Here is a 13,975-nt window from a genome sequence, read left to right as displayed (position 1 = left end):
GAGTTATGTGAGATTTCCTCTTTATGAGTAGCCCCCGCTTAAGAGTTCAGTTCGAAACATTGTTTGAGCACTTCAATGGTCAAGATGCCAATGCTCAGCTTGAAGATGTCGTTGATATTCTGTTTTGTACACGCCGAAATGCGCGAATAGTACTTAATAAAATGGAAGAAGAAGGTTGGATAGAATGGCACCCAGCGGCAGGACGAGGAAAACTATCCAAACTCATATTTAAGCGAAGTAGGGCTGACGTCAGTGAAAATCTTGCTCGGCGATATCTTGATGAAGGTAAAATTGCTCAGGCTTTTTCTGTACTTGACCATGATGCCAGCAAGTTAACTCAAGTGATTCAAAGCTATCTTGGCGTTCAGCACCAAGAAGGGCTTCAAGTTGTTCGACTTCCTTACTATCGTCCGCTTTCGGTGCTTAATCCATTAAAACCGATGCGTCGCTCGGAGCAACATATTGCTCGTCAAATTTATAGTGGCTTAACCCGCTTTGACGAAGCAGAACAGCTAAAACCCGATTTGGCCCATGCCTGGCAACCTATTACACCTCAGCATTGGCGGTTTTACTTGCGTCCGGGAGTCCGTTTCCACAATGGGAACCTTTTGACAACAGAAATGGTTGTTGAAAGCTTATGGAATCTTCGCTTCGTTAATCTATTTTCACACATCGATAAAGTTGAATCGCCGGCGGACTGCATTGTCGATATCTGGTTACAGAAACCTGATACTCGCTTACCGTTACTGTTAGCAGAATGTTGTGCAAAGGTGCTTATACCTGAATCGGAGCGTGGAGAAAACTTTGATTTGCTGCCTATTGGTACTGGACCGTATAAGGTTGTGTTGAACGACGAAAAACGACTTGTCCTGCAAGCTTTTGACAACTATTTCGGATTTCGCCCCTTGCTTGACCGCGTTGAGGTATGGGTCATTGATGAAACACATTCGTCGATGGTCTTTCCCAGCCTTTCTAATCCCGTTAAAAATAAAAGGGGCTCATCGACTGAAGATGTAGATTTAGACCCAGGCTGCACTTATTTACTGCTCAACCGTCGCGATGGTATTGCCGCAGATGAAACATGGGCTGAATACTTGTGTCACAAATTAAGCGCAATGAACTTGTTTAAGTTGATGCCTGAACAAAACATTGTGGAGCTAGGAGTATTGCCTGCTCACGGTCTGAAACCCGGCTGGTATCATCAAGTCCCTGTAAGTCACAGTGTCACACCTACTGAACCTAAGCGACTTACCGTTGCTTATCATGCTCAGCACCCAACGTTTCCTATGATTGCTAAAGCCATTGAACAACTTCTTAAGGAAGATGGTATCGGCGTTGATTTTATTAAATATGAACTCACGGTTGAAAATGCCAGAGAAGTGGATATTTGGATTAAGCCGATGGGGATTGCTAGTCATAGAGATGATGCCTTAGCCGGATGGCTTCTTAATGATTCTGATATTGAACATTTGAGCCGACCAGACGATTTCCGTAGGTGGTCGGGTTTAATTGACCAATGGCGTGCTGAATCGCAAGCAAACTTTCCGGGCAAAGAGATTGGTAAGTCTCTTGTAGAATCACGACAGGTTATTCCGATGTTTCACTGTTGGTTGGGTGTCAGCAAAGACCAGTGTGGTTCATTACAAAACGCCAAATGTAACGCTTTAGGCTGGTTTGATTTTAGTCAGGTATGGGTTAAGCCGGAATTTGAGTCTGGCTTTGCTGAGTAGAGTTCGAAATGGCAAAACCTAACAAAAAACAACCAGAAAAAGTGTCGATATCTATTGCAGCAAATGCCGCACCCAACTATTTAGGTACAAGAAAGGTGGGAAAGGGACGCTGGTAAAATGTTTTAAAGAGCGGATTGTACAAACCTACGTAACGGAAGCGTGTAAATGTCCAAATTGTGCCAGTGAATTTGCTCGGGAATGTATGATAAGGGGCGCTCCAGCCTATAAAATTATCGGAGGGAAAGTCACAACAAAGTAATCCTTTCGCATGATTTTTATTTCGCTAAAAAGGTTAAGAAAGCGAATGAAAATTTAAATTTTTTAACAGAAATGTACGGAAATTGATCAAGGTCGATAAAATCGTTAATTTTTGTTCTTATGAGTAGATTAAGTTCATATAAGTGTTAGAATTGCGCCGTTAAATTTATTAGGCCAAATCATTTTCAATTTCTTGGAGTTGTCATGGAATTAGCGCTAATCATCACTTTTATCGTCGCGGCTTTAGTCATGGTGAAAAAAGAGATGGCAGAAAACAAATAATTTATCGCATTTACATCACTTTTCTATACCTTTTTGAATGCAATAAATCACTATCATGAAGCCAGCTTTAGCTGGCTTCATTCGTTCTAGCCTCAGTAAAACAACTTCTTAAGTATAATTTCTTAGCAAATATCGCTAATATCGATCCGTCATTCATTTATGTAATCTATAAGAGATTTGCAAACTCATCTGCGGATTGACTTAGAGTTTTACTTTTAGAATAAGGATATCGTTTTGCACAGCCCTATTACTCTTGAAGCCCTGCATATTCTCGATGCAATTGATAGAAGAGGCAGTTTCGCATCTGCTGCTAATGAACTGAATAGAGCGCCTAGCTCTTTGAGTTATCAGATTCAAAAGTTAGAGCAAGACCTAGATATCATGATCTTTGACCGTTCTGGACATAAAGCCAACTTCACTGAAGCAGGCAAGCTGCTTTTAGAGCGAGGTAGGGCAATTCTTTCTGCGACCGAAAAACTAGTTAATGATGCGACTTTGTTGGCCAACGGATGGGAGCTCGATATTACCGTTGCTTTCGATGGCATTATTCCTGTCGCTTGCTTTTTCCCTATGGTTGAAGAATTAGGCAATGTGAGTAAGACGCGCATCAGGCTACAAGAAGAAATTCTAGCTGGTTGCTGGGAATCTCTAGCAACAGATCGCTCGGATATACTTGTTTGTCCAAAAGTGGATACGCTACCTCAAGATGTTAAATCTGAAACGTTGGGCACTATGTCAATGGTATGGGTCGCTGCAACTCACCACTATGTTCATAAAAGAAGTGGTGAATTTAATGAAGAAGCAAGGCAAAAGTATCGCGTCATTGCTATTGCCGACACGGCAAGAGATCAGCCTGCGATGAGTGTGAACATTCTTCAGAAGCAGCCTCGTTTAACGGTAACGAATTTTAATGCTAAATGTCAGGCGCTGGTGGAAGGTCTAGGCATTGGGTCTTTGCCAAAACATGTCGCTGAGCCTTTGATTAAAGAAGGTAAGCTAAAAATCATCAGCGGTACTCAGGCATGGGATATGGAACTGATCATGGCGTGGCGAAGAAATAAGATTGGCGAAGCGAAATCTTGGTGTATTAAATACCTCAAGAAAAATTGGAAGCTCGTTTAAGATCGACACTAGGCAATAGGATCTTAAGGATCCTATTGCCCGTTTTATTATGATTCAGGGTTGAGATGCAACACCATATCAGCCGTACCATCTTCAAAGTGCACATCAACCTCAAAGCCTAATCTTTGAGCCAGCGTTAACATTCCTCGATTGGTTGGCATTGTCATGCCAGACATTTGCTTCGTACCTTTAGCCTTACAGTAATCAATGATTCTACTCATCAATATTTTCCCAAGGCCTTTTCCTTTTACATCGGTACGAATGAGTATTGCAAATTCCGCATCGGTGTTTTCTGGGTTGATCAACGCTCTAGATACGCCAATGATTTCTTCCTTGGTTCCGTCTTTGATTACGGCGACAAAAGCCATCTCTCTGTCGTAATCAATCTGGGTTAAATTCGCTAAAGCTTCATGGTTAAACTCGCCAACATCTGAGAAGAAACGTTTATACAAATCTTCTTTGCTGACTTTTTTGATGAATTCCGCGTGATGCGGTTCATCTTCCGGAAGAATTGGCCTTACAGTGATGAGCTCTCCATCTTTAGCCCTGCATTCTTCAACTAATTCTGTGGGGTAAGGGCGTATAGCTAGTCGGCTTTGTGCATCACCTTTAAATTTCTTCAAGGTTAAGTCGGCATCAAGTATGGTGAATTGGTTACCGTTTACCAGTACAGGATGAATATCCAATTCAAAGACTTGAGGGCATTCAACCACCATCTGTGAGATACGCACAAGAAACTCAGAAAGCCCGTTAATATCGATTGGAACAGGAAGCTTTTGTAGACGAATCTTCCCACTGCGAATAGCACGCACGATAAGGTAACGCGCAAGAGTCATGTTTAGTGGAGGAAGCGCTGCCGCAGCATCCGTAGCTTCATTCCATTCTGAACCACCCTGGCCAAGCAAAATGACAGGGCCAAAAGTACTATCGTGCTTAACTTTGATTCTTAACTCTTCACCGCCAGCAAGTTTCGCCATGCCTTGAACAAGTAGGCCATGGATATTGGCTGAGGGGTAGTGAAGCTGCGCTCGGTCAAATATAGCTTCAGCTGCACTGGATACTTCGTGTGATGTTCTTAGGTTCAGCATCACGCCTTGAACATCTGATTTATGTGCGATATCCGGAGATCGCAATTTTACGGCTACGGGATAGCCGATCGTTTCTGCAATATGGACAGCTTCACTCGCATCACTTGCGATCCATGTTGGTAGTAGGTTGAAGTTGAAACATTTCAGAAAGTTACCGATTTGATGGGTATCTAGATGTAGCTTATCGTTATTGTCTAAATGTTCATCAATCCACAATTTGGCCGCATTGACCTCGGACACGTGCACAGCCTCAGAGGTTGTTGGTGTCTCCATCAGCTGTTTTTGGTTTCTTCGGTATTCGACCAAATGCATGAAAGCCACTACAGCACTTTCAGGAGTTCTGTATGTTGGAATACCAGCTTGGTTAAATAATTGCCTTGCTGGTCTCGCAGTGAGTTCACCGGACCAGTTCGTCAGAATGTTAAACCGTCTTGCTCTTGGATGAGATTTAACTATGTCTATGATCGCTTGAGCGGTTTGTTCTGATTGTGCAATGGCTGAAGGGCTGTGCATGATCAAAATGGCATCAGCGTTATCACTATCCAACACTGCTTTTAACGCATTGATATAGCGGTTATGATCCGCGTCGCCTACGATATCGATGGGGTTTCCGTGTGACCAGCTTTGCGGCAGGCACTGGTTCAATGCTTCAAAAACTGAATCTTCTAGTTCTGCTAAACGTCCACCGTGATCTAACAATGTATCGGTTGCCATGATTGCTGGACCACCACCGTTGGTGATAATAGCAAGTCTTTCGCCGCGTAATGGTACTGAGTGGGTTAAGGTCTCTACTGCGGCAAATAGTTCATGAGTATTGTTTACTCTCAGCATACCTGTACGGCGAATTGCTGAGTCATAGATGATATCCAGCGTATCATCTCCACCTGTGTGCATTTGCGCCGCTTTCTTGCCAGCTTTCGTTCGCCCGCCTTTTAAAACAAGTATTCTTCTATTACGCGATGCTGCTCTAGCAGCAGACATAAACCGTCTGGCGTCTCTTATCGTATCGACGTACAACAAAATCGCGTCGGTATGTTTGTCAGTACTGAGGCAATCGAGTAAATCTGCGAAATCTATGTCTGTTGCATTCCCCAAAGATACAAATGCAGAGAAGCCAATTTGTTTGTCGTTAGCCCAGTCAAGGATCGTTGTACAGACAGCTGCGGATTGAGAAATAAAGGCGATATTGCCCTTAGTTGCTGTGACAGGTGAAAAAGATCCGTTGAAATTTGCCCAAGGTAAAATTAAGCCTAGGCTATTAGGGCCTAATATACGCATACCCGACTGTTTTGCTATTTCATTACATTGAGCTTGTATCTCAAAACCTTGTGCGTCCAAAGTGTACATATCAGACGATAATACAATGACATTTGCGACTCCGAGGTCAGCTAATTGCCTTATTATGGACACATTACGGCTGGCATGAGTGCATAGAATGGCGATGTCTGGCACCAAGGGAAGTGAAGCAATAGTTTTGTAGGCCAGAACACCACACACCGAAGGATAGTAGGGAGTAACTGGCATAATGGCTCCGTCAAATCCGCCCTGAAGAAGGTTCTTCATAACGATGTTGCCAGAGCGAAAAGGGCGAATAGATGCACCAATTACAGCGACTGATTGAGGTTTAAGCAACTGACTTAAATTGTTCATGATAATCTCGCCATAAATTGACTGTGCTTATATCCTAACCAATTAATGATATATCTGTTTGCGTATTTAGTATCACTGTGATCATAACAGCACAGTTCAAAGGCTACTTTGTGTTCTAAATCACACGTTACCGTTATATATTAGTGGCCTAAGCTTGATTCTAGGCGCCTCAATCGGCATGATTTAATTAATTACAATCAGAGCGTTAATAATTCCATGAAAAAAATTTCAATAGTAGGCTTGTCAGCAATTTTAGCTGCATGTTCATCAGGTTCATATACCACTGATGTCACTTCAGAAAGTCACCGCGAAGATTACAATGTCGCTACAGTTCAACAGCCTGTTGTCTCTGATTCAGGCATGGCGACAGGTATTACAGAATCAAACGTAGCACCTCAGGCCATTCAAACAGCTCCACAACCGGTGGAAAAGAAAGTGGTTAAGATGAGTCCTAAAACCGCTACGGTTTCTATCACTCCACCTACGGCAAAACAAGTTGCGATGAATCCTCGCTATGGATATACGATTCAAGTTGTTGCTGTTGGTAGCCAAAACAAAGTTGACCAGTTTGCCAGCAAGTTGCCAAAAGATGGTCAGCCAATTTGGGAAAACTACAAAGTAGTCAATGGTACTAAGTGGTACACGATTCTTTTTGGTGATTATGCAACGCGTCAAGAAGCAGTAAAGGCTATCTCTGAACTACCTGCAGATTTTCAGTCATTAAAGCCGTTTGCAAAAAGTATCGACTCTATCAAGAACTCAGAATTTCCAACGCTTAACAAGTTGAATTAAGCGTTGCTTATTAAATGTGAAGGGGCATTTTTGCCCCTTTTGACTGTTATCTAAGCAGTTAATTCAAACAGTTGCTAATAACGGTGTAAGTTTCACTTGAATTTACTATGATAGACGAGCAATTTACTCAAAGATGTCACGGATATATCAATGACAAAGACAACAATCCTTCTTTTATGCGGCGGCGGATCTTCAGAGCATGCTGTATCTCTTGTTTCTGCTAATTATCTGCAGCAGCAATTAGCATTAACTCCAGAATTCGAAGTCATTCGTGTCGAAATGAATCAAGATGGTTGGTTCACTGAAAACAACGAACTCGTTTATTTAGATACCAATACCGCGACACTAAATAGCGACAGCTTTGTGAAGAAGGTAGATTTTGTCGTCCCATGTATTCATGGATATCCGGGCGAGACTGGTGATATTCAGTCAATGCTAGAATTGGCAGGAATCCCTTATCTGGGTTGTGCTCCTGAATCCAGCAGCAATAGTTTTAACAAAATTACTTCTAAGCTGTGGTATGACGCTTTAGGTATTCCCAATACGCCTTATCTGTTCTTAACTGAAAACACTGAAGAATCCTATGAGCTTGCAAATCAAGCTTTTAACAAATGGGGTAAAGTGTTTATCAAAGCAGCCCGGCAGGGATCATCAGTCGGCTGTTACAAGGTCACAAAGATTGAAGATATAGCAGGCGCCATAGATGCTGCATTTGGTTATTCTGAGCAGGTTCTAGTCGAAAAAGCAGTGAAACCTCGTGAGCTTGAAGTGGCGGCGTACGAGATTAATGGTGAATTGCACATTTCTCAACCAGGTGAAATCATTGCGCCAGAGGATGCTTTCTATACCTATGAAGAAAAATACAGTGCGGACAGCCACTCAACTACAGAAGTAGAAGCGAAAAATCTTACAGATGAACAGCGCCAAGTTATCCATCAAAGTGCTGTAAAAGTGTTTAAACATATGAAGTTAAGACACCTTTCACGCATCGATTTTTTCCTTACTTCAGAAGGGGATGTGTATTTAAATGAAGTCAATACATTCCCAGGAATGACGCCAATTTCAATGTTTCCTAAAATGCTAGAGCACAACGGTCATAAGTTTTCCGACTTTTTGGCTCAGTGTGTAAAGAGTTCTCTTATTCCCAAGGCTTAAATGAGAAAAATTTAAGCTTCTCTTGTTCAGCTGTGCCTTTATTACCGACATATTGGTATGGCATAGCTGGACTAAGCCATCTTCCAAATTCTTGAATTTCTTTGATTTTATAGCCTTGTTCAGACAATTCCTGAACAGCACCAACTCTCGCTGATTGGCCAGAGAATTTAAGTTCTGGTTTACCGAGTAAAGTACCAGCATTTCTTAGAATTCGAAATATCGAAGAATCATTGAGAATATTGTTTGCAACGTTACCGTGTTTATCTATCGACCGAAAAACATAATTGCTATCACGAGTGACTATTTTTAGCCATTTGTTCAAACAATTTGTTGCGTTTCGGGAGAGTTGGTACTGAGATTGTCCAAATGATAAAACCAAATATTCATTATTAGTTTCGATCTGGCTGAACGTTAGGCGTTTCAGTTCGGAGCGCTTCAAGGCGCATTCAAACATCACATGGTAAATCGCTAAATCTCTGATCTCTTTTACCGACTTAGAAGTTGAATAGCTTGAATATAACGCTTCTAAGTGAACGCTGGTAAAACTCGTTGCTTGCTCTTCGTCTCCCTTTTTCTTAAGCCGAAGAGCCATAAGTGATTGTCTTACCTGTGGATTATTTGTAGGGTCTTTTAGCGCTAACAAGCGATGAATTAGGCCAATAGTGACACTGTAGCGTCTTATCGAGCTATATTTACGCACTTTAGCTTCAGATTCGAGAAATAAGCGAGTAGCTGTGACTGAAGCGGGGAGTGCCATAACAGACTTACTTTGGCAGAAGCTAACAAACAGATTCCAGTCATTTTTAAGGGCTAACAGAGAGTTATGTGCATAAGAATGTTGTGTTAGGTCGTTCATTTGTTCTAGACTTACCGTCTTATTAAACTCGGTAAGCTTATGTTTTAGAATGTTTTGATCTGTGACGCAAGTTAGCTTTTTTTTCATCTTAAGGCACTATAACTTAAGCATTTGTTAAATAATATACTTGATAACCAGGCATATGCAATTATTATTTAGTTAATACATCAATATGAGCAGATTAAAGTATGGCTAATGCGAGTTATAGAGGTTTCACTCTTCAAACAGCTAAACAGTCCGCAGATATATGGCAGGTTCGAATCAAGAACCATGTCCTGTCTGGTAATTTAGCCGCTGTAAAAAAAAGCATCGACTGGTGGTGTGATACTGCATCATTAATTGACCCTAGTGAATTTGAGTCTGTAGGTAAAGCAAGAGAAGTCCAGGGCTCAAAAGAAGAGAACTTTAATGGGTTCACCTTGAAGAACGATACTGGGCAAGCTAACGGTTGGTACTGCTTTTTTAATGGGCGTTTAATTAAAGGCTCTAAATTGGCGTTACAAAAACATATTGAAGCACACTTATTGGCAAAACAAAGAGCAGCAGCTCAGCAGAGAAAGTAGTATGACTCTAGTATATTCGACCGAGACTGGTCGTATTAAGCAGGAACCTGAAAAAGTTGAACGACCTAAAGGAGATGGCATTGTTCGAATTCACCGTGAAACAAAAGGCCGGAAAGGAAAAGGCGTAAGCATTGTTAAAGGGCTAGATCTAGATGATGCGCCACTAAAATTGTTGGCAGCAGAGCTTAAAAAAATATGTGGATGTGGCGGTTCAGTCAAAGATGGTGAAATTGAAATTCAGGGTGATATGCGCGATAAAATTAAAGCACACCTTGAGAAAAAAGGTATGAAAGTAAAACTTGCTGGTAGTTAATTCATACCCATTTAAATCTAGTAAAGAAAACTTCAGGATTAGAATTCTTTACTAGATTTCCGTTAATATGTAAGTCGTTTTAGCCTAATAATCTGGGGGCATCAAAAGTTATTCAGTTGCTAAATTAGCAATATTCACTAACTTTCCATTTCTAAGAAAATAGCGGAATAGACCATATTCTTACTGCTTAAATTGTCGTCAATAAGCTTTTCCATTCGTTTAGGCGTCCGTAATACTGCTCATGTGGCAATTTAACAAGAGAACCTTCGTGTTCTGCAATCAGTGTTGGATATCCAGACACCGACAATGTTTGCATCAATGAGTGACAATGACTGATGTTATCTTCAAGTAATGTATGGCTAGAATCCGCGACCATTAATTCAAGCCATACGGTAATATCAATATCGAACTGACTCATTATATTTTGTAGTTCTTCTAGCTTATAGACTTCCACTCCTTGAACATAATGAGCGTGTTGAATCGCTTTTAGTGCTCTAAAGCTGCTTACACCAAGAGATTCCGCAATCAGAATAGCCTTGATAGGTAAGTATGAGTCAACAATAAAATGTTCACTGTCCCTTAGGCGCGAAATGTAGCTTTCACCAAACTCAACACCAGTCAAAGCCGCAATTCTAGGGTCTGCATTCATGATGTGTTGCTTAAATTGTTCAGAAATACTTCTTTTTTCAATCATTCCACCTGGATGAAAAATTAATTTCATCGATGGATTTTCTTCTATTGCTTGAATTAAAGCTGTAGCTCCATAACACCAACCGCACATAGGGTCATAGAAATAGTGAATATTAGTCATATTGTCGCTTCCAAATGATGTTTTCATTAATATGCTTACTAATATATTAAATTGATAAGTTCAGAAAAATATCTAATTATAGACATCAGTGTTTCATAAAACGTACTAATCACATGGATAGATTAAAAGCCGCAAGAGTGTTCATTGATGTCGCACAATCAGGTAGCTTTACTATGACAGCGGACAGACTGAGTATGTCACGACCCATGGTTACCCGTTATATAGAGTCGATGGAAGAGTGGCTAAACGTTCGGTTGCTACATCGCACAACGAGAAAGGTGGCTTTAACATCAGCAGGCAAAAACTGTTTAATGCAGGTGGAAAGCTGGCTGCTTGCCGGTGAAGCTCTTGCCGATCTCAGTCATTCTGGGTCAAAGGATTCACTGAAAGGCAGAATAAAAGTTTCAACCAGTATGTCTTTTGGATTTTCCCAGTTAGTACCAGCCACAAAGCTCTTTATGGACAATTATCCAGATATAATTGTAGATATTAATGTCGAAGATACTGTCACTGATCTGGTTGAGCAGCAGATAGACTTAGCGATAAGAATCTCTTCAAATCCTGATCCTTCCTTGATTGGTAAACCAATTGCTGATTGCCAATCGGTTTTAGTCGCTTCACCAGAGTATATCGCTGAGCATACGACAATTATTAACCCAAGAGATTTGTTGAATCACAAATGTCTTGGTTATAAACATTTCGAACAATATGTATGGCATTTAAGCTATGGTGAACAGCATGAGTCTATTGAAATTGAACCTTGCTTATCTGCAAATGAGGCTACAGTACTATTACATGCTGCAAAGTGTGGGATGGGAGTGACACTTCAACCTACGTATCTAGTTTCTTCAGAGATCGAATCGGGTTCACTGGTTCATGTTTTACCTGATTGGCAACCAAGCAAGCTCAAGATTTACGCTTTGTATTCATCGAGAAAATATTTATCTCAAGCTGTCAGGGCTTATATCGATTTTATCTCTGAGTACTTTTCAAAGCATCGATGGTAGCGCAAACAATGGAGGCGATACTAAAAGCTGGCTATGCTTAAACCGATGCGTATCAATGAAATCTCATCAGTTATAGAAAGGTTTACAGCCTAATAACTACATTTTTAATCACAGATGATAAATGTAGTTATTAGGTATTTTATGGTAAATACCAATTATGTTAAAACGCACAAGGAATAGAGCTGTTATCCGTGCAATACAGGTGTTTTATTCGAACCTACAAGATTGTATTTAACATAACATACATAATGCGTAGTTATTAATAGATTGTTGAATCATACCATATCCCATAACAATTGCTCCGTAACCCATTGAAAACATTTGTAATCCGTACTTACTGAACTTTTTTGCCATACGCTCCCAGACCTCTTTTGAGATCACACTTTTGCTGCGGTCAACGTGACAACCAATGAGTGCCAGTTCTGGTGCTATTTTTGTTTTTTCAGCCAGAAAAATTGCTTGTTCATCAGACATATAGCGCTTTCCTTTGCGAAAATCACTGATTCGCTGCTTAGGAATGTCCAAATCAACTGCAATCTGTTGGTCTTGTTCGTAGTTTTGGGCCTTTTTATAGGCTTCAATTAGTAAGTTTTGGTACATCACACATTCTCCATTTTCGTCATTTCAGCCTAAAAATCAGCGTTTTGTGAGTCTTGCATTCACCAATTTTGGTTACTAATCTCTAGCCAATTCTTGACCACTCTGATTATAGGCAGCGATTCGATAAATGCTCAAGCATACGACTAAGATCTACTACGATTTAATGCCCGATTATTCGGTATCCGTACTTGTGTACGGTTCGACCGAATGGGACGTTTTTCGCAGTATGAATCATCTGTGCGCTTGGGCTGACGCCGAAATCCCGCATTACGAGTTGGTCGACATCACCAACACCACCGCGCAGCAGCGCATGAACTTAGGGGTTTTCGATGGCTGTCAGTATTGATTACCTCTGTTTCACCATGAAGGTCAAAGATTTGCGCCACTGTGCGCGTGCCACTTACATGGACACACATCAGCATGACCCAGACGTGAAGAAAAAGTCACGCCGTAACACTTTGATGATAAATCCCATAGCGCGCTTTTTCCCACAAGAGCCTGTCTTCAATACCGATTTCCGTGCGCGCAGTGCCGAAGACATCGAGGCTTACCGCAATTTTTTCCGCATTCAGTATCAAGAGTATTTAGACCGCTGTCTGAGTTTGTTTGTTACGCATGTTCTTGGTTTAACCATGAACTCGCCACGTGGATTTGGTTTTCAGTTCTACACCGAGTCGATGAAACTCACGACCGCAGACGGTGAAGATTTTTGCGGCTTTGTCGGGATTGGCGGCAACCAAGACACGGTGCATTTTCAAATCAATGGTACGGGTTGCAAGCACGTGTTTGCCAAGTTGCAAGCGTGGGAACTGCACGGCTGGTTGTCCAATGTGTTAGGTGTTCAACAATTGGCGCGTCTCGACTTAGCGTATGACGATTATCACGGCTTGTTTGATTGTGACTATGCCTTAAAAGCCGCTTATGAGGATGCGTTTAGAACCGCTTCACGTGGCATTTCACCGACCGTTAACGAGAACCATAAATACCGCTTTGGTGAGCATGGTGCGAAGCATTACAGCCAAGAAATGGTCACCGTTGGCTCTCGAACCTCGCGCATTTACTGGCGTATCTACAACAAGGCGCTTGAGCAGAATCTGGCGCAAAACGGCATGGTCTGGTATCGCACTGAGTGTGAACTGAAAAAATGGGACATCGATGCCCTATTAAATCCTGATGGCGCGTTCGCGGCGCTGAATGCCTTTAGTGCGTCTATAAGTAGCGCACCTGCCTTTAATACCAAGCCTCGTCCTGAAAAGCGTGTGGCGTGTGATGTGTTAACGGCGGCGTATTGGATGCGCCGCCAGTACGGAAAAATTCTTAATTCGCTGATTGAAGAGTTCGACGGCGATATTCCCAAGGTCATTGGATTACTGCAACGGGACGGGCGCAAGTTCAGCTTCCCCGATACCTATACGGCATTAATCCAGTCCATTACAAACCGGTCAGTCGACCCATTGGAGTGTAAATCATGAGTAAAGGTGTATTTGTGTTAGGCGTGGACATCATTTGGAACAGTTTCCGTGGTGATGGTGCACAGCTCAATATCTCGCGTCCACTGCGTGAAATCAACGTGGAGAAGTTCAAACGCCGCACATTGGGCGAATCGGGCGATGTGAATCCTCAGTTTGACCACCCTATTCAGCTTGATTACCAGTACGCGCTCAAGCTGGAGAAAACCGGCGCGTTAGTGCCTCGCCGTGAGTACGAATTGAAAATGGAAATCAACCCGAACGATCCGTTGTCGGGCG

The 13,975-nt window shown here is 41.8% G+C and carries 14 protein-coding genes and 1 pseudogene; 11 read left to right on the top strand and 4 right to left on the bottom strand.

Annotated features, from left to right (window positions below; all coding sequences use genetic code 11):
- The first annotated feature begins 23 nt into the window (after positions 1-23).
- The 3 genes and pseudogenes from L3V23_RS04875 (at position 24) to L3V23_RS04865 (ending at position 3,392) form a co-directional block, all read left to right on the top strand.
- A complete protein-coding gene (locus L3V23_RS04875; protein ID WP_042487117.1) occupies positions 24-1,730 on the top strand; it encodes an SgrR family transcriptional regulator in 1,707 nt (568 codons plus the stop codon).
- Positions 1,731-1,738: 8 nt separating this feature from the next.
- Positions 1,739-1,989 (top strand): annotated as a pseudogene (locus L3V23_RS04870) (hypothetical protein).
- Positions 1,990-2,504: 515 nt separating this feature from the next.
- Entirely contained in the window at positions 2,505-3,392 is an 888-nt protein-coding gene (locus tag L3V23_RS04865) for a LysR family transcriptional regulator (RefSeq protein WP_042487111.1), read from the top strand.
- Positions 3,393-3,439: 47 nt separating this feature from the next.
- Here L3V23_RS04865 and L3V23_RS04860 read toward each other — a convergent pair whose 3' ends face one another.
- The gene (locus tag L3V23_RS04860) at positions 3,440-6,130 is read right to left on the bottom strand and encodes a bifunctional acetate--CoA ligase family protein/GNAT family N-acetyltransferase (RefSeq protein WP_237291969.1); all 2,691 of its coding nucleotides are present in this window, start codon (positions 6,128-6,130) and stop codon (positions 3,440-3,442) included.
- Between the two features lie 216 nt (positions 6,131-6,346).
- On the opposite strand from L3V23_RS04860, the gene L3V23_RS04855 reads away from it, so the two are divergent.
- Both L3V23_RS04855 and L3V23_RS04850 read left to right on the top strand, forming a co-directional pair.
- Positions 6,347-6,922: an SPOR domain-containing protein gene (locus L3V23_RS04855; protein ID WP_102966830.1), complete on the top strand. Its 576-nt coding sequence runs from the start codon at positions 6,347-6,349 to the stop codon at positions 6,920-6,922.
- Between the two features lie 150 nt (positions 6,923-7,072).
- Complete coding sequence (locus L3V23_RS04850) at positions 7,073-8,077, top strand: D-alanine--D-alanine ligase (RefSeq protein ID WP_237291968.1); 1,005 nt, start codon at positions 7,073-7,075, stop codon at positions 8,075-8,077.
- On the opposite strand, the gene L3V23_RS04845 is transcribed toward L3V23_RS04850, so the two are convergent.
- On the bottom strand, positions 8,061-9,020 hold the full coding sequence (locus L3V23_RS04845; protein WP_237291967.1) for a tyrosine-type recombinase/integrase: 960 nt from the start codon (positions 9,018-9,020) through the stop codon (positions 8,061-8,063). The genes L3V23_RS04850 and L3V23_RS04845 overlap by 17 nt on opposite strands.
- 101 nt (positions 9,021-9,121) lie before the next feature.
- Between L3V23_RS04845 and L3V23_RS04840 the strand changes: the two genes are divergently transcribed.
- Both L3V23_RS04840 and yciH read left to right on the top strand, forming a co-directional pair.
- Positions 9,122-9,496: a DUF3319 domain-containing protein gene (locus tag L3V23_RS04840; protein ID WP_042487098.1), complete on the top strand. Its 375-nt coding sequence runs from the start codon at positions 9,122-9,124 to the stop codon at positions 9,494-9,496.
- A gap of 1 nt (position 9,497) precedes the next feature.
- Positions 9,498-9,809, top strand: a complete 312-nt coding sequence (gene yciH, locus L3V23_RS04835) for a stress response translation initiation inhibitor YciH (protein ID WP_042487096.1) — start codon at positions 9,498-9,500, stop codon at positions 9,807-9,809.
- 187 nt (positions 9,810-9,996) lie between these two features.
- Here the strand turns inward: yciH and L3V23_RS04830 are convergent, their stop codons facing one another.
- Entirely contained in the window at positions 9,997-10,530 is a 534-nt protein-coding gene (locus tag L3V23_RS04830; RefSeq protein ID WP_237291966.1) for a DsbA family protein, read from the bottom strand.
- Positions 10,531-10,733: 203 nt separating this feature from the next.
- Here L3V23_RS04830 and L3V23_RS04825 point away from each other — a divergent pair, with 203 nt between their 5' ends.
- Positions 10,734-11,627, top strand: a complete 894-nt coding sequence (locus tag L3V23_RS04825; protein WP_237291965.1) for a LysR family transcriptional regulator — start codon at positions 10,734-10,736, stop codon at positions 11,625-11,627.
- 231 nt (positions 11,628-11,858) lie between these two features.
- On the opposite strand, the gene L3V23_RS04820 is transcribed toward L3V23_RS04825, so the two are convergent.
- Positions 11,859-12,227 (bottom strand): DUF3693 domain-containing protein, encoded by a 369-nt coding sequence (locus tag L3V23_RS04820; protein WP_237292144.1) that lies wholly within the window; start codon positions 12,225-12,227, stop codon positions 11,859-11,861.
- Between the two features lie 127 nt (positions 12,228-12,354).
- Between L3V23_RS04820 and L3V23_RS04815 the strand changes: the two genes are divergently transcribed.
- From L3V23_RS04815 to L3V23_RS04805, 3 genes are all read left to right on the top strand, one after another.
- Entirely contained in the window at positions 12,355-12,573 is a 219-nt protein-coding gene (locus L3V23_RS04815; protein ID WP_237291964.1) for a hypothetical protein, read from the top strand.
- Positions 12,574-12,631: 58 nt separating this feature from the next.
- Positions 12,632-13,699, top strand: a complete 1,068-nt coding sequence (locus L3V23_RS04810; RefSeq protein WP_237291963.1) for a replication initiation factor domain-containing protein — start codon at positions 12,632-12,634, stop codon at positions 13,697-13,699.
- On the top strand, positions 13,696-13,975 hold a 280-nt coding region (locus L3V23_RS04805), incomplete at its 3' end, for a DUF1293 family protein (protein WP_237291962.1). The genes L3V23_RS04810 and L3V23_RS04805, both read left to right, overlap by 4 nt.

Origin of the sequence: Vibrio sp. A1-b2 (assembly GCF_021726015.1) — a bacterium.
Classification (GTDB): Bacteria; Pseudomonadota; Gammaproteobacteria; order Enterobacterales; family Vibrionaceae; genus Vibrio; species Vibrio diazotrophicus.
Note: the sequence above shows the minus strand (reverse complement) of the source record. Positions and strands in the feature narration are given on the sequence as shown.

Bases quoted from the DNA above. Each gene is read 5' to 3' on its own strand.
- L3V23_RS04875 (WP_042487117.1), top strand. From the start codon at position 24: ATGAGTAGCCCCCGCTTAAGAGTTCAGTTCGAAACATTGTTTGAGCAC.
- L3V23_RS04860 (WP_237291969.1), bottom strand. From the start codon at position 6,130: ATGAACAATTTAAGTCAGTTGCTTAAACCTCAATCAGTCGCTGTAATT.
- L3V23_RS04855 (WP_102966830.1), top strand. From the start codon at position 6,347: ATGAAAAAAATTTCAATAGTAGGCTTGTCAGCAATTTTAGCTGCATGT.
- L3V23_RS04850 (WP_237291968.1), top strand. From the start codon at position 7,073: ATGACAAAGACAACAATCCTTCTTTTATGCGGCGGCGGATCTTCAGAG.
- L3V23_RS04845 (WP_237291967.1), bottom strand. From the start codon at position 9,020: ATGAAAAAAAAGCTAACTTGCGTCACAGATCAAAACATTCTAAAACAT.
- L3V23_RS04840 (WP_042487098.1), top strand. From the start codon at position 9,122: ATGGCTAATGCGAGTTATAGAGGTTTCACTCTTCAAACAGCTAAACAG.
- yciH (WP_042487096.1), top strand. From the start codon at position 9,498: ATGACTCTAGTATATTCGACCGAGACTGGTCGTATTAAGCAGGAACCT.
- L3V23_RS04830 (WP_237291966.1), bottom strand. From the start codon at position 10,530: ATGAAATTAATTTTTCATCCAGGTGGAATGATTGAAAAAAGAAGTATT.
- L3V23_RS04825 (WP_237291965.1), top strand. From the start codon at position 10,734: ATGGATAGATTAAAAGCCGCAAGAGTGTTCATTGATGTCGCACAATCA.
- L3V23_RS04820 (WP_237292144.1), bottom strand. From the start codon at position 12,227: ATGTACCAAAACTTACTAATTGAAGCCTATAAAAAGGCCCAAAACTAC.
- L3V23_RS04815 (WP_237291964.1), top strand. From the start codon at position 12,355: ATGCTCAAGCATACGACTAAGATCTACTACGATTTAATGCCCGATTAT.
- L3V23_RS04810 (WP_237291963.1), top strand. From the start codon at position 12,632: ATGGACACACATCAGCATGACCCAGACGTGAAGAAAAAGTCACGCCGT.